We start from the raw sequence: 21,553 nt of genomic DNA, 5'->3' as shown, positions 1-21,553 counted from the left end.
TGCACGTTCGCGTGGCGTTATCCTAGACCCAGGCACTCCAAAGGAATCATCTTCCAATGCATACGATCGTACTCGCCACCCAAAAAGGCGGCAGTGGCAAGAGCACCCTCGCCATCGGCCTCGCGCTGGCGGCCAGGCAGGCCGGCTTCACCGTCCGCCTGATCGAGACCGACCCGCAGGGCACCCTCTCCAACTGGCAGCGCCGCCGCAACAATGACGATATCGTCGTCGAGCCGATCTATCACGCTGCCGACATCCAGCCGCGCCTGAAGATGCTGGCCGAGAGCGGGCTCCAGCTCGCGATCGTCGACACCGCGGCCGGCCTCAGCGCCGCCACCACCGCCGCGATCCGCCATTCCGACCTCTGCCTGATCCCGGCCCGCCCGAGCGTCGCCGACATCGAGGCGACCGTCTCGACCCTCAGCGTGGCGCGCGCCTGGAAGCGGCCCTTTGGCTTCGTGCTGAACCAGACGCCGATCCGTGGCCAGCGCATCGACAACGCCGCCAACGCGCTCGCCGAGGAAGCCGCGCTCGATCTCGCCGACGTGCTCGCGCGCCCGCTGATCGTGATGCGCAACGATCACCAGGACTCGCTCGCCTCAGGCCTTGCGGTCAGCGAATTCGCGCCGAACGGCAAGTCGACCGAGGAGATCCGCAGCCTCTGGCGCTGGATCGAGACCCGTCTCGAGCTCTCCGCCGGCAATATGCTGATCGATCAGGTCATGTCGGCGGCAGACGGAATGCTGCATGCCGCTGCCGAAATTTCGGCGGACGAGATCACGACTCTGGCGTCCTGAGCGGGGCGATCGGCCAGGGCCGCAGACGGACTCCTCGCTGTCCGGTGAATGAGCCCAAGCGACGAAGCAATCCGGCCACCAGCCCGGCCGGATTGCTTCGCTTCGCGTTGTACGGACGCTCCATCCTCCGTCATTGCGAGCGCAGCAAAGCAATCCAGAATCTTTCCGCGGAAAGACTCTGGATTGCTTCGTCGCAAGCGCTCCTCGCAATGACGATTGCGGTTGGTATGTCGGCTAGCAGACACTCACCGCCCCCTTGGCCACTCGCTTGATTCTCACTTCTGACATTTCGGACACCAGAAGGTCGAGCGGCCGTTCTGGGTGAAGCGCTTGATCGTGCCGCCGCAGCGCGGCGTCGTACATTTCTCGCTCTCGCGGTCGTAGACCTTGAATGAGTGCTGGAAATAGCCGAGCTCGCCCGAGGTCTGGCGATGGTCGCGCAATGACGAGCCGCCGGCCTTGATCGCATCGTTCAACACGGTGTGGATGGCACCGACCAATCTCTGGGCATGATCCGTCGGCTCGCCCCCGCCATTGCCCTTGCGTTGTCCGGCCTTTGTCGACAGCGTCGCGGCGATCCGGCGCGGCGACAGATGCGAGCGGTGCAGGGCTTCGCAGACATAGATGTTGCCGAGGCCTGCGACCACGCGCTGATCGAGCAGCGCGGCTTTGAGGGTCGTGGTCTTGCCGGCGCAGGCGCGCGCCAGCATCGCGGAATCGAATTCGTTGCCGAGCGGCTCTGGGCCAAGATCGCGCAGCAACGGCTCTTGGTCGAGCGCGCTCCGCGCGATCACTTTCATGTAACCGAAGCGGCGTGGATCGTTGAAGACGATGTCGGCGCCGGAGGACATCCGAAACAGTACATGATCGTGCGCGGAGTCCTTGCCCCTTGGATAATGAAACTCGCCGGGCGCGGCCTCGTTGTCCGGCTTGATGACGCGGAACGAGCCCGACATGCCCAGATGCATCAACAGCACGTCGCCGGAGGCGAGATCCGCCATGAGATATTTTGCACGGCGGCCGAGGCCCGTGACGATCTGTCCCTGGAGCCGGGCCACGAAATCCGGCTGGAACGGAAACCGCAAATCCGGCCTGCGGGCTTCCGCGACAACGATTTTCGCACCCTCCATGACGGGCTGAAGGCCGCGGCGGACAGTCTCGACTTCGGGCAATTCAGGCATGGTCAGGCATTCACCTTATGAGGGCGGTGTGATAGCGCCATTGCGGCGGCCGCGCTATGGTCGGCGTCGTGGAGTAGAGTAATGGATCGGCCGGGCGAAACCACGCATTTTGGCTTCAAGGACGTCCCCCTGGGGGACAAGCAGACGCTGGTGAACGATGTGTTTCACAGCGTGGCGTCGCGCTATGATTTGATGAACGATTTGATGTCCGGCGGCCTGCACCGGGTCTGGAAGGACATCATGATCAACGCGCTGAATCCGCCGCGCGGCGACCGGCCGTTTGCGCTGCTCGACGTCGCCGGCGGCACCGGCGATATCTCGTTCCGGGCCGCCAAGGCGGCAGGTCCGGGCTTCCATGCCACCGTCTGCGACATCAATTCCGACATGTTGGCGGTGGGCCGCGAGCGTGCCGCAAAACGGCATCTCGAAACCCAGGTCGACTTCGTCGAAGGCAATGCCGAAGCGCTCGCCTTCGCCGACCGCAGCTTTGACGCATATACGATCGCTTTCGGCATTCGCAACGTGCCTGAGATCGACAAGGCGCTACGCGAGGCCTATCGCGTGCTCAAGCCCGGCGGCCGTTTCCTCTGCCTGGAATTCTCCACCGTCGAGATGCCCGGCCTCGACAAGATCTATGACCTGTTCTCGTTCAAGGTGATCCCGCCGCTCGGGCGCATGGTGACCGGTGACGCCGAATCCTACCGATATCTCGTCGAATCGATCCGCAAGTTTCCGAAGCCCAACACCTTCGCCGACATGATCCGCGACGCCGGTTTCTCCCGCGTCGGCTTTCAGACCCTGACCGGCGGCATCGTCGCACTGCATTCGGGCTGGCGTTTGTGATTTCTGCCATCACTCACATTTCGCGCCTGATCCGCGCCGCATTCGTGTTCGCGCGCGAGGGCGTGTTCGGCTCCGTCGATCCGAGCCTGGTGCCGCCGCCCGGACAGCTTGCGCTGAAGCTTGCGCGCGTCATCGAGCGACGCGGCCCGAAGGATGGCCCGCGGATGTCGCGCGCGCTGACCCGGATGGGCCCGGCCTATCTCAAGCTCGGACAATTCCTGGCAACGCGGCCCGACGTTGTCGGCGTCGTGATGGCGCGCGACCTTGAAAGCCTTCAGGACCGCCTGCCGCCGTTCCCACAAGCCGAAGCGGAAGCTGCGATCGCGACGTCGCTGGAACGGCCGCTCAAGGACGTCTTCGTGAGCTTCGGCCCGGCGGTCGCGGCCGCCTCGATCGCGCAGGTGCATCGCGGCGAGGTGCTGCGTGACGGCGTCAGCAAGGCGGTCGCGGTCAAGGTGCTCAGGCCGCACGTGGCCGCGCGCTTCCGCCGCGATCTCTCCGATTTCTTCTTCGTCGCGCACAAGGCCGAAGCTTACTCGAGTGAGGCGCGGCGGCTGCGCCTGATCGAAGTCATCAACACCATGTCGCGCTCGGTCGCGATGGAGATGGATTTGCGGCTCGAGGCGGCTGCGCTGTCGGAGATGGCGGAGAACACGGGCGACGATCCTGATTTCCGCGTGCCGGCCGTCGACTGGGACCGCACCACGCACAACGTGCTGACGATGGAGTGGATCGACGGCATCGCTCTGAACGATCACAAGCGGCTGGCACAAGCCCAGGTCGACCTGCCCGATCTCGGCCGCAAGGTGATCCAGAGCTTTTTGCGCCATGCGCTGCGCGACGGCTTCTTCCACGCCGACATGCACCCGGGCAACCTGTTCCTGGATGATACGGGGCGCCTTGTCGCGGTCGATTTCGGCATTATGGGCCGGCTCGGCATGAAGGAGCGGCGCTTCCTCGCCGAAATCCTGCTCGGCTTCATTACCCGCGACTATCGCCGCGTCGCTGAAGTGCATTTCGAGGCGGGCTATGTGCCCGCGCATCATTCGGTCGAGAATTTCGCGCAGGCCATCCGCGCCATCGGCGAGCCCATCCACAACCGCACCGCCGAGGAAATCTCGATGGCGCGTCTGCTGACGCTGCTGCTCGAGGTCACCGGCCTGTTCGACATGACGACGCGGCCCGAGCTGATCCTGCTGCAGAAGACCATGGTCGTGGTCGAGGGCGTGGCGCGCGGCTTCGATCCCAGGCTCGACATCTGGAAGGTCGCCGATCCCGTGGTGCGCGAATGGATCGAGCGCAATCTCGGACCGATGGGCCGGGTGCAGGGAGCCCTCGCGGGGGGCGGCGACCTCGCCCGCATCCTGATGCGCCTCCCGGATCTTGCTGCGCGCTCGGTCGCGGTGATCGAGCAGCTCGAGACCATGACGCGCGAGGGCGTCCGGCTGTCGCCGGAGAGCATCGCCGCGATGGGGCGCAGCGAGGGCCGCAAGAACCGCTGGCGCACCGTGGCGCTCTGGATCATCGCAGTGACCTTCATCGGCATCCTGATCGCCGTCCGGAATCTATGATTGCACTGCAATCATGTGAGTGATAGCATCGATATCATTCCGTGCTGGAGAGGCGTCATGGCGAGCCTGACCATCCGCAAGCTCGACGAACACGTCAAAACCTATCTGCGACTGCGTTCGGCCAAGAACCGCAGATCGGTCGAGGAAGAGGTCCGGGTCATCCTCCGGGAGCTGATCGAGGGCCGCGAGGAGCCGCTGACGCCGTTTGCGGTGCCGCCCGAGGCATCCCCTGCGGCCGCGTCCCCTCGCGCCAGCGCCGTCCCCGAGGCCAGCATCACCCTGATCATCGGCGGCGGGATCGCGGCCTTCAAGTCGCTCGACCTGATCCGCAGGCTGAAGGAGCGGCGCATCGAGGTTCGCTGCGTGCTGACCAGGGCGGCGGAGCAGTTCGTCACGCCGCTCTCGGTCAGCGCCCTCTCCCATGAGCGCGTCTACACCGATCTGTTCGATCCCCAGAGCGAGTTCGACGCCGGCCACATCCGTCTCGCGCGCGACTGCGACCTGATCGTGGTGGCGCCGGCCACCGCCGATCTGATGGCCAAGATGGCCAACGGCCATGCCGACGATCTCGCCAGCGCCATCCTGCTCGCGACCAACCGCAATATACTGATCGCGCCGGCGATGAATCCGCTGATGTGGAACAATCCGGCGACCCGCCGCAACGTCGCGCAGCTTCAGCGTGACGGTGTCCTGCTGATCGGCCCCAACTCCGGCGAGATGGCCGAAGCGGGCGAAGCCGGCGTCGGCCGCATGTCCGAGGCGATCGAGATCGCGGCCGCCGCCGAGCGGCTGCTGCGGCCGCCGGTGCCGCGCCCGCTCGCCGGCAAGCGCGTGCTGATCACCGCAGGTCCGACCCACGAGCCGATCGATCCGGTGCGCTATATAGCCAACCGCTCCTCCGGCAAGCAGGGCTTTGCCATCGCCGCCGCCGCGCAGGCCGCCGGCGCCGACGTGATCCTGGTGAGCGGCCCCGTGGACCTCAGCGATCCCCAGGGCGTGACGGTGAAGCATGTGGAATCGGCCCGGCAGATGCTGGAGCAGGTGCAGGCTGCGCTTCCCGCCGACATCGCGATCTTCGCCGCCGCCGTTGCCGACTGGCGCGTCGCCAATGAAGGCGAGCAGAAGCTGAAGAAGTCCTCGGCCGGCATGCCGCCGCTTCAGCTGGTTGAGAATCCCGACATCCTCGCCACGATCTCCAAGCTGGCCGAGAAGCGCCCGCCGCTGGTGATCGGCTTTGCCGCCGAGACCGAGCATCTCATCGACAACGCCAAGACAAAGCTCGCCCGCAAGGGCTGCGACTGGATCGTCGCCAACGATGTCTCGCCCGCCACCGGCGTGATGGGCGGCGACCGCAACACCGTGCACCTCATCAGCAAGAATGCCGAGAACAACGGCGAGATCACAGTTGATTCCTGGCCGGTAATGACCAAGGAACAGGTCGCCATCGAGCTGGTCGCTCATATCGTGAAAAGCGTGACCGACAAACCCCTGGAGCCGGCATCTTGAGCACGACAATCACGGTCGAACTGCAGCGCCTGCCCCACGCGGAAGGCCTGCCGCTGCCGGCCTATCAGACCACGGAGGCCGCCGGCCTCGACCTGATGGCGGCGGTGGCGGACAGCGAGCCGATGACGCTTGCGCCCGGCCAATATGCGCTGGTGCCGACCGGGCTTGCGATTGCCCTGCCGCCTGGGCACGAGGCCCAGGTGCGGCCGCGTTCGGGGCTTGCCGCCAAGCACGGCGTCACCGTGCTGAACTCGCCCGGCACGATCGACGCCGACTATCGCGGCGAGATCAAGGTGATCCTGATCAACCATGGCGCCGCGCCGTTCGTCATCAAGCGGGGCGAGCGCATCGCGCAGATGGTGATCGCGCCAATGGTCCAGGCCGCGCTGGTTCCGGTAGTGACGCTGTCCTCGACCGACCGCGGCGCCGGCGGCTTCGGCTCGACCGGCCGCTAACGCGCGGCAATCTCAACCAAATCATCCCGCAGAACTACGTGGGCTGGAACCTTGCCACCCGCATTTTTGTAAGACCACGTTTGCGTTCACGGTCTGGACTCTTACCGGTGGAGTCGCGGTGAGGGTATTGTCGCTTGATTCGCGTGCGGCGGGGGTCGCCGCGCGTAAATTCGTGCGGTCTTGGGGCAACTATGTCAGGCGTGATCGTGTCGATGCGTCGGACGCTGTTGTCGTGCACTTCGTTGGCGCGCAACGGCTTATTGGGAGGCGCTCTCGCAGCGCTGCTGCCGGCTGCGCCGGCTGAGGCCGCCGACCTCGTCGACACTCTCTCGATATTGCTGGATTTCAACCGGCAGGAACTCGCGGTGCTGGCCACCGCGCTGGCTTTGCTCGGCTTCTCGGTGGTGGCCGCGATCCTGTTGATGCGCACACGCGTCGGCAAGGCCAAGACTGAGGCAGCCTTGCGCGCGCGGATCAGGGAACTCCAGCTGCAGTCCGACCGCTTCGGCGCGCTGCTGTTCGCCGAACCGCAGGTCCTGATTTCCTGGCCGGCCGGCGACGATCGCGCGCAGATCTCCGGCGACATCGCGCTGGTGCTGCCGCGCGATTCGTCGCCGCAACGCGTGCTCGCCTTCGGAACCTGGCTGCCGCCGGAACCGGCGCTGCAGATGGATCACGCCGTCGATGCGCTGCGCGAGCACGGTGACGGCTTCCAGATCACGCTGACGACCGCCAACGGCCACACGCTGGAAGCGATCGGCCGCGCCATCGGCGGCCAGGCCATTGTCCGGATCCGCGAGCTCTCAGGCCTGCGCCGCGATCTGGCCGAGACCCACCTGCGCTACAAGGCGCTCTCCGATGAAACCGAGATGCTGCGCGGCTTCGCCGCTGCCGCGCCATGGCCGATCTGGGCCAAGGGCGAGAACGGCGCGCTGACCTTTGCCAATCCGGCCTATGTGCGCGCCACGGAAGCGACCAGCATCATTGACGCCCAGGAGCGCAAGCTCGAGCTGCTTGACAGCGCCGACCGCACGGCCATGGAGCGCAGCCTGAAGGAGGCCACAAGCTTCACCTCGCGGCTGCCGATCGTGACCGGCGGCGAGCGGCGCATGTACGACGTGCGCGCCGTCAATGTCGGCAACGGCAATGTCGGCGTCGCGATCGACGCCAGCGAAGCGGATGCGCTGAGCGCAGCCCTCGTGCGAATGGCGGAGGCGCATCGCCGCACGCTCGACCAGCTCTCCTCCGGCGTGGCCGTGTTCGACGGCCAGCGCCGGCTCGCCTTCTACAACGATTCCTACCGGCGGCTGTGGGACCTCGACCGCACTTTCCTCGACGCCGATCCCGACGATTCCAGCGTGCTCGACCAGCTCCGCGCCGCGCGCAAACTGCCGGAGCAGCCGGACTTCCGCGCCTGGAAGGCCAAGCTGCACGAGGCCTATCGCGCGGTCGAGGCCGCCAAGGACACCTGGTACCTGCCCGACGGCCGCGCGCTGTCGGTCGTCACGACGCCGAATCCCGAAGGCGGCGTCACCTATCTGTTCGACGACGTCACCGAGAGCCTCGAGCTGGCCCGCCGCTTCGACGGCATGATCCGGGTCCAGCGCGAGACCCTGGACAGCCTCGCCGAGGGCGTCGCCGTGTTCGGCAGCAACGGCAGGGCACAGCTGTTCAATCCGGCGTTCCTCCGGATGTGGAAGCTGTCGAACGACGCCATGCGCGAGGAGCCGCATATCCAGACCGTCGAGGGCTGGTGCCATCAGCTGTTCGACGATCCAATCGTCTGGCGCCAGATCCGCGAGGCCATCACCTCGATCGAGAACCGCGCCGACGTGCCGATCAAGCTGGAGCGCAAGGACGGCAGCGTGCTCGACGGCATGATCCGGCCGCTGCCGGACGGCGCGACCATGCTGACCTTCCTCGACATCACCGACACCGAGAATGTCGAGCGCGCGTTGCGCGAGCGCAACGAGGCGCTGGAGGCCGCCGACCAGATGAAGGTGGATTTCGTCCACCACGTCTCTTACGAGCTGCGCTCGCCGCTCACCACCATCATCGGCTTCGCGCATTTCCTCAGCGACCCCTCGACCGGCCCGCTGACGCCGAAGCAGGCCGAATATCTCGACTACGTCACCAAATCGACCAATGCGCTATTGGCGCTGACCAACAACATTCTCGATCTCGCCACGATCGACGCCGGCGCCATGAAGCTGGAGCTCGGCCCGGTCGACGTCAGCAAGACCATCGAGCTCGCCGCCGAGGGCATCCAGGACCGGCTCGCCACCGACCGCATCCGCCTCAAGGTCGAGATCGCCCCCGATGTCGGCAGCTTCGTCGGGGACGAGAAGCGCGTAGTGCAGGTGCTCTATAATCTGCTCGCCAATGCCGTCGGCTTCTCGCCGCAGGATTCCACGGTCGGGATCAGCGCGCGCCGCACCGAGCGCAGCGTGGTCTTCATTGTGACAGATTCCGGTCCTGGAATACCCGCCGACATGAAGGACAAGGTGTTCAACTGGTTCGAGAGCCGCTCGCAGGGCTCGCGTCATCGCGGCGCCGGGCTCGGGCTGTCGCTGGTGCGCTCCTTCGTCGAGCTGCACGGCGGCAAGGTGCAAGTGGATTCGGCCGCCGGCAAAGGCACGGTCGTGATCTGCGACTTCCCGACCGACCGGGCGGCGCATCGCGACGCCGCCGAATGATTGCGCCGGCCACATTCTCCGTCGCGCTTCACAACGAGACGGCGACCGCGCAATTGATGGCCGATCTCGCGCTGCTGGTCGGCCCGGGCGATGTCATCACGCTCACCGGCGATCTCGGTGCCGGCAAGACTGCCGCGGCCCGCGCCATGATCCGTTACCTTGCCGGCGACGAAGAGCTGGAAGTGCCGAGCCCGACCTTCACGCTGGTACAGGGTTACGAGCTGCCGGCGTTTGCCGTGATGCATGCCGACCTCTATCGCGTCGAGGACGAGAGCGAGCTCGAGGAGATCGGGCTGTCGCCGCTGCCGGAGGCCACGCTCGTGCTGATCGAATGGTCGGAGCGTGCGCCGTCGGCGATGCCCGCGGACCGCATCGACATCGCGCTGACGCATCGCCCGGCGCTGGGCTCGAACGCACGGGCCGCCGACATCGCCGGCTGTGGCAAGGGGGCGACGACCGTTGCGCGGCTGAAGGCGCTGCGCGAATTCCTCGATGCGTCCGGCTATATCGACGCAGGCCGCAAGCGCATGGCCGGCGATGCCTCGACGCGCTCCTATGCGCGGCTGATCCGCGACGACGGCGTCGTCATCCTCATGAACTCGCCGCAGCGCCCCGATGGCGCCGCGATCTACAACGGCAAATCCTACAGCGCCGCGGTGCACCTTGCGGAGAACATCAAGCCGTTCGTCGCCATCGACGAAGGCTTGCGCGCGGCAGGAATTTCGGCGCCCGCAATCCACCATGTCGATCTCAACCACGGTTTCCTGATCTCGGAGGATTTCGGCGGCGAAGGCGTGATCGAAGGCGATCCGCCGCGCCCGATCACCGAGCGCTATGAAGCCGCGACCGACGTGCTGGCCGTGCTGCACGGCAAGACGCTGCCGGAGACGCTGCCGGTGGACGGGCAAACTTATGCGATCCCCGCCTGGGATGCTGGCGCATTGCTGATTGAAATCGGCTTGATGCCGGAATGGTATCTGCCCGATCGCAACGCGCCGCTGAGCGACGAGAAGCATGCGGAATTTAGTGCGATGTGGCGCGAGTTGCTGAAGAAGCCGCTCGCCGCGCCAAAGACCTGGACCATCCGCGACTACCATTCGCCCAATCTGATCTGGCTCGCGGAACGAACCGGCATGGCGCGCGTTGGCGTGATCGACTTCCAGGACACCGTGCTCGGACCGCACTCCTATGACGTGGTGTCGCTGCTGCAGGACGCCCGCATCGACGTGCCCGAAGCCCTCGAGCTGACGCTGCTGTCGCGCTACATCAAGGCGCGCCGCGTTGACGATGCAAGCTTCGATCCGGCCGACTTTGCCGAGCTCTATGCCATCATGTCGGCGCAGCGCAACACGCGCCTGCTCGGCACCTTCGCCCGGCTCAACCGCCGCGACGGCAAGCCGCATTATCTGCGCCACCAGCCGCGGATCTGGACCTATCTGCAGCGCTCGCTGGCGCATCCGGCGCTTGAGCATTTGCGCGACTGGTATCTCGCTAACGTTCCGCCGCCCCAATCCTGAGCCCGAACTGGTTTACCGGCTGTTAGCCATCGCACCGGTATCATCGCCCGCGGGCAGCCGGACAAATCGGGGCTGGAGCAAGGGCACATGGCGGTCAAGACGGACCAGCGCGGGAACAGCAGGGTTGTTTTCGAACGTGGGGTGCCGGCCCAGATGATGGGGATCGACGGCACATGGCGGCGCGAATGCACCATGGAGGACGTCTCCGAGAGCGGCGCCAAGCTGACCATCGACGGTTCGGTCGAAGGCCTGCACCTGAAGGAATTTTTTCTCGTATTGTCGTCCACCGGGTTAGCGTACCGGCGTTGTGAACTGGCCTGGGTCAATGGCGACCAGATCGGCGTCAATTTCCTCAAGCAAGGCGAGAAGAAGAAAAAGGCGCGCTCCACGGCCGTCGGGGCGTGACGGCAACACACGTCGTACAAACGTCACGGCGGGTGGTTAAGGCCGTTGAGATGCGGTGCGGCCGACTCCGGTCCGTGCTAGGTTTGCTGCAAGCGCGAATTTCTGAGGTTCGAGAAAGCGAAGCATGTCCGTCAAGCCGACCAAAGCCATGGTGCTCGCCGCAGGGTTCGGCCTGCGCATGCGTCCGCTGACGGATACGATGCCAAAGCCGATGGTGCCGGTGGCCGGCCAGCCGCTGCTCGACCACGTGCTCGACAAGCTCGCGCTGGCCGGCGTGACCGAGGCGGTGGTCAACGTGCACTATCTGCCCGACCAGATCATCAATCACACCGCGACGCGCCAGCATCCGCAGGTGACCATTTCGGACGAGCGCGACGAGGTGCTCGGCACCGGCGGCGGCGTGGTCAAGGCGCTGCCGCTGCTCGGCGATGCGCCGTTCTTCCACGTCAATTCCGACACGCTGTGGATCGACGGCGTGCGCTCCAATCTGGCGCGGCTTGCGGAAAACTTCGACCCCGAGCGCATGGACATCCTGCTGCTGATGGCGCCCACGGCGACCAGCATCGGCTATAGCGGCCGCGGCGACTACGGCATGCTGCCCGACGGGGCGCTGCGCAAGCGCAAGGAAAAGGAGATCGTCCCGTTCGTCTATGCGGGCGCGGCCATTCTGTCGCCGACGATCTTCGCGGACGCACCGCGGGGCGAGTTCTCGCTGACAAAGATGTTCGACCGCGCCAATGAGCAGGAGCGCCTGTTCGGCCTCCGCCTCGACGGCGTCTGGATGCATGTCGGCACGCCGGATGCGGTCCACGCCGCGGAAGAGGCGTTTTTGGAGAGCGTGGCGTAGGGGCTGCTCTCGCACACGGTGCCGTAGGGTGGGCAAAGCGAAGCGTGCCCACCAAATCAAGCTAACCCCGGATGACGAATACGGTGGGCACGGTGCAAGTGCGCCTTTACCCACCCTACAACACCTGTGCTGGTACGGCGAACAGCGGGGACGATTTCGCCCTGCCCATATCCATTTGAGTCCGCCTCCCTATATTGGCGCTTGATTCCCGAATCAGGCGGCCCATGCGCGTTTTCAGCGTTCCAGTCTCAGTTCCGTTCCTACGCACGATCGTATCGAGCCTGGTCGACGGCCGGCTGGTCGACGGCTTCGAGGCGCGCAAGGAACCGGCGCGGCTGGCGGACGCCACGCTCTATCTGCCGACGCGGCGCGCGATGCGCGTCGTCCGCGAGATCTTCCTCGACGAGATGAAGGCGGACGCCGTGGTGCTGCCGCGCATCGTCGCGCTCGGCGACATCGACGAGGACGAGTTGGCTTTCGCCGACGAAGGCGAGCAGTTTTCCGGTGCAACGCCGCTCGAGATTCCACCGCGGCTCGGCGAGCTCGAACGCCGACTGACGCTGGCGCAACTCGTTGCCGCCTGGGCCAAGGGTCCCGTGCTGGCGCCGCTGGTGGTCGGCGGCCCGGCCTCAACGCTGGCTCTCGCCTCCGATCTCGCGCGCTTGATCGACGACATGGTCACGCGTGGCGTCGACTGGAGCGCGCTCGACGGGCTGGTGCCTGATAACCTCGATCGCTATTGGCAGCACTCGCTCGAATTCCTGCGCATCGCCCGCATCGCCTGGCCCGGCCATCTCGCCGAGATCAACCGGATCGAGCCGGCGGCGCGGCGCGATCTCCTGATCGCGGCCGAAGCTAAACGGCTGACCGCGCATCCCCATGGGCCCGTGATCGCGGCGGGCTCGACCGGCTCGATGCCGGCCACCGCAAAATTCCTGCACGCGGTCGCCTCGCTGCCGCATGGCGCCGTGGTGCTGCCGGGCCTCGACACCGATCTCGACGACGACGCCTGGCGCAGCATCGGCGGCGTACGCGATGCGCTCGGCAAATTCGCGGAGCATCCGGCCTCGAACCATCCGCAATATGCCATGCACGCGCTGCTGGATCGTTTTGGCATCAGGCGCAGCGATGTCGAGATCCTTCAACCGCCGGCCGAAGGCGGCCGCGATCTGCTCGCATCCGAATCGATGCGGCCGTCCGCCAAGACGGAGGTATGGCACGACCGGCTGAAGCAGCCGGATGTGGCCGCGAAGATTGCCGGCGGCATGAAAGATCTCGCGGTGGTCGCAGCCCCCAATCCGGAGATGGAGGCGCTCGCCATCGCCATCGCGATGCGCGAGGCGCGGCATCTCGACAAATCGGCGGCGCTGGTGACGCCCGATCGCGCGCTGGCGCGGCGGGTGATGGCCGCGCTGACCCGATGGGATCTCGCTTTCGACGATTCCGGCGGCGACGTGCTGATGGAGACCTCCGCCGGCGTGTTTGCGCGCCTTGCGGCGGAGGCGGCAACGAAGGGATTGGAGCCGCCGACGCTGCTCGCGATGCTGAAACATCCGCTGTGCCGGCTCGGCCGGCTGCCTGGCGCATGGAAGACGGCGATCGAGGGCTTGGAGCTTGCGGTGCTGCGCGGCACGCGTCCGCCCGCGGGCACGGCCGGCCTGTTGCGCGAGTTCAATCGCTTTCGCGACGAGCTATCCAAGCTGTGGCGCAGCGAGGTGTCCGCGCTGCACCACGCCGAAACTCGCGCACGCCTCAAGCCTGATGACCTCGACCGCATCCAGGCGCTGATCGATGCCTTGCAAAAAGCCCTGGCGCCGATCGAGAGCCTGGCGTCATCGAAGCCGTTTGACTTCGCCGAGCTTGCGCATCGGCATCGCGAGATCATGATCGAGCTGTCGCGCGACGAGCAGGGCATTCCGCTCGCTTTCGAGGAGCGTGAAGGCCTCGCGCTCGCCGGTGCCTTCGACGATCTCTTACGCGGCGGCACGACCAGCGGATTGATGGCGCCGCTGTCCGACTATGCCGACGTCTTCCAGACCGCGTTCAGCGACCGCGCGGTGCGGCGGCGGGACAAGCCGGGCGCGCGGCTGCAGATTTACGGCCCGCTGGAATCGCGCCTGATGCAGGCCGACCGCATCATCATTGGCGGCCTGATCGAAGGCGTCTGGCCGCCGGCACCGCGGATCGATCCCTGGCTCAGCCGGCCGATGCGACATGAGCTCGGTCTCGATCTGCCGGAGCGACGTATCGGCCTCTCGGCGCATGATTTTGCGCAACTGCTCGGCGGCGGCGAGGTGATCCTCACCCATTCCGCCAAGGCCGGCGGCGCGCCGGCGGTGGCCTCGCGCTTCCTGCACCGGCTTGAAGCTGTCGCGGGCGACGATCTCTGGAACGCCGCGGTTCGCGCCGGCGAGAAATACGTGCAGTTCGCAGGCGCGCTGGACCAGCCTGCCGAGGTCAAGCCGATCAAGCAGCCGGAGCCACGGCCGCCGCGCGCGACGCGGCCGCTGAAGATGTCGGTGACCGCGATCGAGGACTGGCTGCGCGATCCCTACACGATCTACGCAAAGCACATCTTGCGGCTCGACGCGCTCGATCCCGTCGACATGCCGCTCTCAGCCGCCGACCGCGGCTCGGCGATCCACGATGCGCTCGGCGAGTTCACCGAAACCTTTGCCGCGCAGCTGCCCGACGATCCCGCCCGTGTGCTGCGCGCGATCGGCGAAAAGTATTTTGCCCCGCTGATGGAGCGACCCGAGGCGCGGGCGCTGTGGTGGCCGCGCTTCCAGCGCATCGCGCGCTGGTTTGGCGAATGGGAGACGGCGCGCCGCGATTCGATCGAAGCCATCACCGCGGAGACCCGCGGCGAGATCTCGATCAAGCTCGACAATGAACGCAGCTTCCGTCTCTCCGCGCGCGCCGACCGCATCGAGCGGCGCCAGGGCGGCGGCTACGCCATTCTCGACTACAAGACCGGCCAGCCGCCGACCGGCAAGCAGGTCCGCATGGGCCTGTCGCCGCAGCTCACATTGGAGGCTGCGATCCTGCGCGAGGGCGGTTTTCCCGACATCGACGCCGGCGCGTCCGTGAGCCAGCTCGTCTATGTCCGCCTGAGCGGCAACAATCCGCCGGGCGAGGAGCGCATCCTCGAGCTCAAGTACAAGCAGGGCGACGAGCCGCAGCCGCCGGACACCGCGGCGGCGGAGGCGCGAGCGAAGCTGGAGGTCCTGATCCGCGCCTTCGACGACGAGAACCAGCCCTATACCTCGCTGAACCTGCCGATGTGGGCCGACCGCTACGGCGCCTATGACGATCTCGCCCGGATCAAGGAATGGTCCGCGGCCGGCGGCCTGGGGATCGAGGAATGGTGAAGGCCCCCCGCCCCATCCCGGATGAAGTGCGCGCGCGGCAGGCGCGTGCCTCCGATCCGACCGCGTCCGCCTTCGTGTCGGCCAATGCCGGCTCGGGCAAGACGCATGTGCTGGTGCAGCGCGTGATCCGCCTGTTGCTGTCGGGCGTGCCGCCGGAAAAGATCCTCTGCATCACCTTCACCAAGGCCGCGGCCGCCAACATGGCTGAGCGCGTGTTCACCACCCTTGGTCATTGGGTGACGCTTGACGACACCGGGCTCGATGCGGCGATTCGCGCGGTCGGAATCCCGCATCCCATTGCAAGGCTGCGCCGCGAGGCGCGAAAACTGTTCGCCTGCGCGCTGGAGACGCCGGGCGGGCTGAAAGTGCAGACCATCCACGCGCTGTGCACCCGCCTGCTGCAGCAGTTCCCGTTCGAGGCCAATGTTCCGGCGCGCTTCGCCGTGATCGACGAGCGCGACCAGACCGACATGATGGAGCGCGCCAATCTGAAGGTGCTGCTGGAAGCCGCGCGCGATCCGGAGACTGTCACCGGCCGCGCGCTGCTGACCGCGATGGCGAGTGCCGCCGATGTGACCTTCAAGGAAGTCGTGCGCGAGGCTTGTCTCAGCCGCGATCATTTCATGGCATGGACCGATGAAGCCGGTAGCGCCGAGGCCGCTGCCGCGCAGATGGCGGCGGTGCTGGGCGTTGGCGCCGCCGACCGCATCGAGGACGTCGAGACTGAGATCCTCGATGGCCCGTTCCTGCCGCGATCTCGCTGGGACGACATCGCGGTCGCGCTGGAGGAAGGCAGCAAATCCGACAACGACCAGGCGAGCCGTCTTCGCGAGGCAAAAGTGTTCTCCGGCGCGGCACAGGTCGACGCCTATCTCGGCGTCTTTCTCACCGATGAGAAACTGCCGCGCAAGGCCGTGCTGACCAAGAAGTTTTGCGAGCAAAATCCGTCCGTCGCGCGCCTGTTCGAGAACGAAGCGTCCCGCCTCGGTGGATTGATCGAGAGGCGCCGTGCGGTGACCATGCGCGACCGCACCGCGGCGCTGCTGCACATCGCAACCGCCGCCGCTGCAAACTACCGGCGCGAGAAGCAGGAACGCGGGCTGCTCGACTACGACGACCTCATCGACAAGACGCTGGCGATGCTGAACCGCATCTCCTCCGGTTGGGTGCATTACAAGCTCGACCGCGGCGTCGATCATGTGCTGATCGACGAGGCCCAGGACACCAGCCCGCGGCAATGGGACATCGTCGCGCACATCATTTCGGAATTCACCACCGGCGAAGGCGCGCGCGAGGGGCTGAACCGCACGGTCTTCGCCGTCGGCGACGAGAAGCAGTCGATCTTCTCGTTCCAGGGCGCGGCGCCGCGCGAATTCGACGCGCGCCGGCGCGAGCTGCATCGCAAGTTCACCGCGGCCGGGCTGAAATTCGATCCGGTCGCCTTCACCTATTCATTCCGCTCAGGCGCGGCGATCCTGCACTCGGTCGACCACGTCTTCCGCGATCCCCAGATCTACAAGAGCATTCATTCGGTCGAGATCGGCCATCCCCTGCACAATGCACTCGCCGATGCCGGCCCGAGCGTGATCGAGCTGTGGGATCTTGCCGAGGCCGATGACAGGCAGGACATCGAGGGCTGGCGCGCGCCGTTCGACGGCGTTGCCGTCACCAGCCCCGAGGTCAAGCTTGCCCGCCGCATCCAGACCGAGATCAAGCGGCTGGTCGAGAGCGGCACGCTGACGGGACATGAGGGCGAACGACGGCCGCTGCGCTATGGCGACATGCTGATCCTGGTGCGCCGGCGCGGCAACGCGTTCGACGCGGTGATCCAGGCGCTGAAGCACGCCAACGTTCCCGTCGCCGGCGCCGACCGGCTGAAGCTGACCGAGCACATCGCGATCATCGATCTGATGAACCTTGCGGACGCGCTGCTGCTGCCGCAGGACGATCTCGCGCTTGCGGTGGCGCTGAAGAGCCCGCTGTTCGGTCTCGACGACGACGACCTGTTTCAGCTTGCCCATGACCGCAAGGGATCGCTGCGCCGCGCGCTCGGCGAGCATGCCGCTGGAAGCGAGAAGTTCGCAACCGTGCTGCGGCGCCTCGAAGCCTGCGAGATCCGTGCGCGCGAGGAGACGCCGTTCGCCTTCTATGCCTGGCTGCTCGGCGGTGACGGCGGCCGTGCGCGCATCCTGCGCCGGCTCGGCCATGAGGCCAATGACGCGCTCGACGAATTTCTGGAGCTGGCGCTGAACTGCGAGCGCAAGGCACCGGCCTCGCTGCAGGGTTTCATGGCCTGGCTGCGTTCGGCGGACACCGAGGTGAAGCGCGACATGGAAATCACCCGCGACGAGGTGCGGGTGATGACAGTGCATGGCGCCAAGGGTCTAGAGGCTTCGGTCGTGTTCATGGTCGACACGACGTCGTCGCCCGCGGACTCGCAGCGGGTGCGGCTGATTCACGTGCCGCGCGGCAATGGCGGCGAGGTCGTGGTCTGGGCCGGGCGCAAGGCCGACGATCCCAAGCCGGTCGCCGACGCGCGCAAGGCGATGCTGGAGGAGACCGAGGACGAATATCGCCGCCTGCTCTATGTCGCGATGACGCGCGCGGCCGATCGGCTGGTCGTCGGCGGCTGCCTGCCCGGCAACATGAGAAGTGTCCGCAGGCTGAGCTGGTACGACCTCGTCGACACCGGGCTCACCGGCTCCGGCCTGGACAAGCAGACGATCGAGACGCCGCTCGGCAAGGTGACCCGATTCGCCCGTCCCGAGGACGTCGCGGCGCTAGGCACGCCGGCGACAAGTGTGGATCAGACGATCATCCTGCCGGACTGGCTGCGGACGCCGGCGCCGCGTGAGAGCATCGAAGACGATCCGGTGCGTCCCTCCGGCCAGTCGGCCGAGGAAGGCCGCAGCGTGCGATCGGGCGAATCAGTCCAGTCGCGTGCACTGGCGCTGCAGCGCGGCACGCTGGTGCACCGGTTGCTGCAATCTCTGCCCGACGTCGCCACCGAGCGCCGGCGCGAGGCCGCGCTCGGCTTCATGGCGCGCAATGCCGGCGACTGGCTCGATGCCGATCGCGTCACGCTGGCCGACAAGGTGCTCGGCTTGATCGCCGAACCGCGCTTTGCACCGGTATTTGCCGAGGGCAGCCGGGCGGAGGTCGCCATCGTCGGGAAACTCGACCGGCCGGGCCGCCCGCCGGCGCTGGTGTCGGGGCAAATCGACCGGCTGGTCGTTCGCCCGAACGAGGTCCTGATCGTCGATTTCAAGACCAACCAGACCGCCCCCAAAAGCGCCGCGGAAACCCCCTCCGCCTATGTCCGGCAGCTTGCGCTGTACCGGGCGGTGCTGTCCCGGCTTTATCCCCAAAAGCCGATCCGCGCCGTCCTGCTCTGGACCGAGGCCCTTGAATATATGGAGATTTCAGCCCCCGCGCTGGACGCGGCGCTGGCATCCCTTCATGTCGGCGTGAGCGTCCTTGACCCGGCAAGGGGCCGTTCATAGGTTGAGGCCATGATCCCGGGCGCGATTCTACGTCGCGCCGATTCTCTTTCAACCGAGTGAGGTACTCCCATGGCCGTTGGCAAGGTTTCCGATACCGATTTCGAAGCCGAAGTGCTCAAGGCGAACGGTCCTGTGGTCGTCGATTTCTGGGCCGAATGGTGCGGCCCCTGCCGCATGATCGCCCCCGCGCTTGACGAGATCGCCGGCACGATGGGCGACAAGGTCAAGATCGTGAAGCTCAACGTCGACGAGAGCCCGAAGACCGCGTCGAAGTACGGCGTGATGTCGATCCCGACCCTGATGATCTTCAAGGGCGGCGAGATGGCCTCCCGTCAGGTCGGCGCGGCGCCGAAGGCGAAGCTCCAGCAGTGGATCACCTCCGCGGTCTGATCCACCTCGCGACACGATGATTTCGAGAACGGCCGGCGCTTCGCCGGCCGTTATTTTTTGCTGGCCGCAATCATGCCGATCTCGTTTCAGCGAGCTTGGCGAGGCTGGCGAGAACATCGGGAAAATCCGACGCGACAGCCGGACCGATCTCGGACGCCTGCGGCCCTCTTGCGTCGACGGCATAGACGACGCGCGTGCGCGCCGATCCAAGAGGTTCGATGCGATGGGCTACCTTGATCACGAGATCGCCGACTCGCGTTTCGTCGATGAAGCATGCGTTCTCGCGGACCTCGATCAGTTGCGAGCGTAGCGCATCCTCGCCGGGTGGCGTCATCGTGAACCAGGTGCCGGCCACAAAGGGCCCGTCGATGTCGATCCGCTCGATGCCTGCATTCCAGGCTTTCCAGCTGCGAACATCGCGAAAGATGCTCCAGATCGTCTCTGCGGGTGCAGACGTCTCGATGGCGTATTCGCACTGCCAGGTGTTTTCGTCGCTCATGACGTGCCTAACCTTTGCTATGTGACTTATAATACGTGCGCACAGTAAATTGTCACGGCTTCCGGGAGGAGCGAACTCTCGCGCTTCGCGTTGGAAGGGGATGTTCTGAGTCAAAGAGCGTTCGCAGTGCCCTCTTCCCGCCGACAAACCCGTCGGAAGCCTGCCATGCTGACGGCCATGGAGGCGCGGTCGGTCGATGCCATACCGCGCGGCAAGGAGTGGCAGTACGAGCCGAAATGGGATGGTTTTCGCTGCCTGCTGTCGCGCGCCGGCAGCAGCATTGATCTGCGCTCGAAATCAGGCGAGGGCCTCGCCCGGTACTTCCCTGAAATCGTCGCCGCCGCGCAGAAGCTGAGGGCGGATGGATTCACGCTCGACGGCGAGATCGTCGTACCGCTGGGCAAAGCTTTTTCCTTCGACGCATTGCTGCAACGGATCCATCCCGCCGCAAGCCGCGTCAAGAAGCTCTCGGAGGCGACGCCGGCGCTCTATCTTGTCTTCGATCTGCTCGCAACAGCCAGGGAGAAGCATCTCGCCAACGAGCCGCTTGGCAAGAGACGGCTGGCGCTGGAGGCCTTTGCAAAGGCCAATCTGAGAGGGAGCACGTTCCGTCTCTCACCGGCGACGATGAGCTACGTCACCGCGAAGAAGTGGTTGGCGCAGGCGGGCGGCGGCTCGGACGGCGTCATCGCCAAGCGCGTCGACCTGTCCTATCAGGCGGGAAACCGCGACGGCATGCAGAAGATCAAGGAGTTTCGCAGCGCCGATTGTGTGGTCGGCGGCTTCCGCTACGCGACCAACAAGCTCTCGGGGCGGAAAGTCGTCGGCTCGCTGCTGCTCGGGCTCTACGATGACGCGGGACTGCTGCACCATGTCGGCTTCACCTCAGCGATCAAGGCAGAGGAGAAGCCGGCTCTGACAGACAGGCTGGAGGCATTGATCGGCGAGCCCGGCTTCAGCGGCAGCGCGCCGGGCGGACCCAGCCGCTGGTCCACCGATCGCTCGGCGAAGTGGTGTCCGCTCAAGCCTGAGCTCGTGATCGAGGTCTGCTACGACCATTTCAGCGGTGAGCGCTTTCGCCACGGCACCTCGATCCTGCGCTGGCGGCCCGACAAGGCGCCGCGGCAATGCAGCTTCGAGCAATTGAAGCAGAAGGTAGCCGATCCGATGAAGCTGCTGAAACAGAAGTAGCTGTGGCCCGGACAGAGCAATAGCTACTTGATCCACCCCGTCGCCAGCGCGTTTGCGAGCTCCGGCTGATTGTTGCGGCGGGCGAGCGCGGCCATCGCTTCATGGTCGTAACCGACATTGCGGAACGTGACCTGCCAGGCAGCGTCAACGCATTCCAGGATCGCATAGCGCGCGTGCGGCGTGCCGGCTTCGACGAGATGCGGGAACGGATGCACGTCGCGGTAGCCGGGGCTTCCGACGCTGCCGGGATTGACGATCAGCCGGCCGTCGCGAAGCCGCGCGGCACGGGCAAGATGGGTGTGAGCGCAGAGGATCAGCGACTGCGTGATGCCTTGCGCGAATTGCTCGATCCGATCGAGCGGCGATAGCGCCACCGTACCGTCGGGATGCACAGTGTCGAGCCAGTAGACTTCGTCATCCTCGGGCGTCGCGTGACAGAGAAAAACCTGGTCGCGAAACACCCGCGTCATCGGTTGCGCGCGCAGCCAGTCGAGTTGTGCGGCATCGAGCGCTGCGCGGGCGGGACGGTCCCACGAGCCCATCTTCTCCGGGGGCCGATCGAGCAGATAGCGGTCGTGGTTGCCGAGCACGTGCACGGCATCGAGCTTCATCACGATCTCGATGGTACGACGCGCATCGAGCGGGCCGCTCAGCATGTCGCCGAGATTGACGATGTCAGTGACACCTTGCGCGCGGATGTCGGCAAGCACCGCCTCCAGCGCGAGATAGTTTCCGTGGACGTCGGCAATGGCGGCAAAACGCATTGGCTTCTCTCTCTTGC

The 21,553-nt window shown here is 66.0% G+C and carries 16 protein-coding genes; 13 read left to right on the top strand and 3 right to left on the bottom strand.

The window, feature by feature from the left end:
- Positions 1-56 precede the first annotated feature (56 nt).
- Positions 57-797 (top strand): nucleotide-binding protein, encoded by a 741-nt coding sequence (locus tag ABIC09_RS26300; protein ID WP_148750948.1) that lies wholly within the window; start codon positions 57-59, stop codon positions 795-797.
- Between the two features lie 275 nt (positions 798-1,072).
- Here ABIC09_RS26300 and mutM read toward each other — a convergent pair whose 3' ends face one another.
- Entirely contained in the window at positions 1,073-1,978 is a 906-nt protein-coding gene (gene mutM / locus ABIC09_RS26295; protein WP_148750949.1) for a bifunctional DNA-formamidopyrimidine glycosylase/DNA-(apurinic or apyrimidinic site) lyase, read from the bottom strand.
- 81 nt (positions 1,979-2,059) lie between these two features.
- Here mutM and ubiE point away from each other — a divergent pair, with 81 nt between their 5' ends.
- From ubiE to trxA, 11 genes are all read left to right on the top strand, one after another.
- Entirely contained in the window at positions 2,060-2,821 is a 762-nt protein-coding gene (ubiE, locus tag ABIC09_RS26290; RefSeq protein ID WP_354111068.1) for a bifunctional demethylmenaquinone methyltransferase/2-methoxy-6-polyprenyl-1,4-benzoquinol methylase UbiE, read from the top strand.
- Positions 2,818-4,392, top strand: coding sequence for a 2-polyprenylphenol 6-hydroxylase (gene ubiB, locus ABIC09_RS26285; protein ID WP_354111067.1), 1,575 nt, complete (start codon positions 2,818-2,820; stop codon positions 4,390-4,392). The genes ubiE and ubiB overlap by 4 nt, the downstream gene beginning before the upstream one ends.
- A gap of 57 nt (positions 4,393-4,449) precedes the next feature.
- On the top strand, positions 4,450-5,898 hold the full coding sequence (gene coaBC / locus ABIC09_RS26280) for a bifunctional phosphopantothenoylcysteine decarboxylase/phosphopantothenate--cysteine ligase CoaBC (protein WP_354111066.1): 1,449 nt from the start codon (positions 4,450-4,452) through the stop codon (positions 5,896-5,898).
- The gene (dut, locus tag ABIC09_RS26275; RefSeq protein WP_148750953.1) at positions 5,895-6,353 is read left to right on the top strand and encodes a dUTP diphosphatase; all 459 of its coding nucleotides are present in this window, start codon (positions 5,895-5,897) and stop codon (positions 6,351-6,353) included. The genes coaBC and dut overlap by 4 nt, the downstream gene beginning before the upstream one ends.
- A 191-nt stretch (positions 6,354-6,544) precedes the next feature.
- The gene (locus ABIC09_RS26270; protein ID WP_354085091.1) at positions 6,545-9,049 is read left to right on the top strand and encodes a sensor histidine kinase; all 2,505 of its coding nucleotides are present in this window, start codon (positions 6,545-6,547) and stop codon (positions 9,047-9,049) included.
- Positions 9,046-10,566 (top strand): tRNA (adenosine(37)-N6)-threonylcarbamoyltransferase complex ATPase subunit type 1 TsaE, encoded by a 1,521-nt coding sequence (gene tsaE, locus ABIC09_RS26265; RefSeq protein WP_354111065.1) that lies wholly within the window; start codon positions 9,046-9,048, stop codon positions 10,564-10,566. The genes ABIC09_RS26270 and tsaE overlap by 4 nt, the downstream gene beginning before the upstream one ends.
- Positions 10,567-10,653: 87 nt before the next feature.
- Entirely contained in the window at positions 10,654-10,971 is a 318-nt protein-coding gene (locus ABIC09_RS26260; protein WP_148750956.1) for a PilZ domain-containing protein, read from the top strand.
- Positions 10,972-11,095: 124 nt separating this feature from the next.
- Positions 11,096-11,818: a nucleotidyltransferase family protein gene (locus tag ABIC09_RS26255; protein ID WP_354111064.1), complete on the top strand. Its 723-nt coding sequence runs from the start codon at positions 11,096-11,098 to the stop codon at positions 11,816-11,818.
- 224 nt (positions 11,819-12,042) lie between these two features.
- Positions 12,043-15,189, top strand: a complete 3,147-nt coding sequence (gene addB, locus ABIC09_RS26250; protein WP_354111063.1) for a double-strand break repair protein AddB — start codon at positions 12,043-12,045, stop codon at positions 15,187-15,189.
- Positions 15,183-18,692 carry a double-strand break repair helicase AddA gene (addA, locus tag ABIC09_RS26245; RefSeq protein WP_354111062.1) on the top strand — a complete coding sequence of 1,170 codons (3,510 nt, stop codon included), beginning with the start codon at positions 15,183-15,185 and terminating at the stop codon, positions 18,690-18,692. The genes addB and addA overlap by 7 nt, the downstream gene beginning before the upstream one ends.
- Positions 18,693-18,761: 69 nt before the next feature.
- Entirely contained in the window at positions 18,762-19,082 is a 321-nt protein-coding gene (gene trxA / locus ABIC09_RS26240; RefSeq protein WP_148749083.1) for a thioredoxin, read from the top strand.
- Between the two features lie 70 nt (positions 19,083-19,152).
- Here the strand turns inward: trxA and ABIC09_RS26235 are convergent, their stop codons facing one another.
- Entirely contained in the window at positions 19,153-19,581 is a 429-nt protein-coding gene (locus tag ABIC09_RS26235) for an SRPBCC family protein (RefSeq protein ID WP_354031298.1), read from the bottom strand.
- A 177-nt stretch (positions 19,582-19,758) separates the two neighbouring features.
- Here ABIC09_RS26235 and ABIC09_RS26230 point away from each other — a divergent pair, with 177 nt between their 5' ends.
- Complete coding sequence (locus ABIC09_RS26230) at positions 19,759-20,772, top strand: ATP-dependent DNA ligase (protein ID WP_354111103.1); 1,014 nt, start codon at positions 19,759-19,761, stop codon at positions 20,770-20,772.
- 23 nt (positions 20,773-20,795) lie between these two features.
- On the opposite strand, the gene ABIC09_RS26225 is transcribed toward ABIC09_RS26230, so the two are convergent.
- Entirely contained in the window at positions 20,796-21,536 is a 741-nt protein-coding gene (locus tag ABIC09_RS26225; RefSeq protein WP_354111061.1) for a metallophosphoesterase family protein, read from the bottom strand.
- Positions 21,537-21,553: the final 17 nt, after the last annotated feature.

Source organism: Bradyrhizobium sp. S3.12.5, assembly GCF_040548225.1.
Classification (GTDB): domain Bacteria; phylum Pseudomonadota; class Alphaproteobacteria; order Rhizobiales; family Xanthobacteraceae; genus Bradyrhizobium; species Bradyrhizobium cytisi.
The sequence above is the reverse complement of the archived record's forward strand: the minus strand, read 5'-3'. Positions and strand labels throughout refer to the sequence as shown.

Bases quoted from the DNA above. Each gene is read 5' to 3' on its own strand.
- ABIC09_RS26255 (WP_354111064.1), top strand. From the start codon at position 11,096: ATGTCCGTCAAGCCGACCAAAGCCATGGTGCTCGCCGCAGGGTTCGGC.
- ABIC09_RS26270 (WP_354085091.1), top strand. From the start codon at position 6,545: ATGTCAGGCGTGATCGTGTCGATGCGTCGGACGCTGTTGTCGTGCACT.
- tsaE (WP_354111065.1), top strand. From the start codon at position 9,046: ATGATTGCGCCGGCCACATTCTCCGTCGCGCTTCACAACGAGACGGCG.
- trxA (WP_148749083.1), top strand. From the start codon at position 18,762: ATGGCCGTTGGCAAGGTTTCCGATACCGATTTCGAAGCCGAAGTGCTC.
- coaBC (WP_354111066.1), top strand. From the start codon at position 4,450: ATGGCGAGCCTGACCATCCGCAAGCTCGACGAACACGTCAAAACCTAT.
- ABIC09_RS26235 (WP_354031298.1), bottom strand. From the start codon at position 19,581: ATGAGCGACGAAAACACCTGGCAGTGCGAATACGCCATCGAGACGTCT.
- ABIC09_RS26300 (WP_148750948.1), top strand. From the start codon at position 57: ATGCATACGATCGTACTCGCCACCCAAAAAGGCGGCAGTGGCAAGAGC.
- ABIC09_RS26225 (WP_354111061.1), bottom strand. From the start codon at position 21,536: ATGCGTTTTGCCGCCATTGCCGACGTCCACGGAAACTATCTCGCGCTG.
- ABIC09_RS26260 (WP_148750956.1), top strand. From the start codon at position 10,654: ATGGCGGTCAAGACGGACCAGCGCGGGAACAGCAGGGTTGTTTTCGAA.
- mutM (WP_148750949.1), bottom strand. From the start codon at position 1,978: ATGCCTGAATTGCCCGAAGTCGAGACTGTCCGCCGCGGCCTTCAGCCC.
- ABIC09_RS26230 (WP_354111103.1), top strand. From the start codon at position 19,759: ATGGAGGCGCGGTCGGTCGATGCCATACCGCGCGGCAAGGAGTGGCAG.
- addB (WP_354111063.1), top strand. From the start codon at position 12,043: ATGCGCGTTTTCAGCGTTCCAGTCTCAGTTCCGTTCCTACGCACGATC.
- ubiE (WP_354111068.1), top strand. From the start codon at position 2,060: ATGGATCGGCCGGGCGAAACCACGCATTTTGGCTTCAAGGACGTCCCC.
- addA (WP_354111062.1), top strand. From the start codon at position 15,183: ATGGTGAAGGCCCCCCGCCCCATCCCGGATGAAGTGCGCGCGCGGCAG.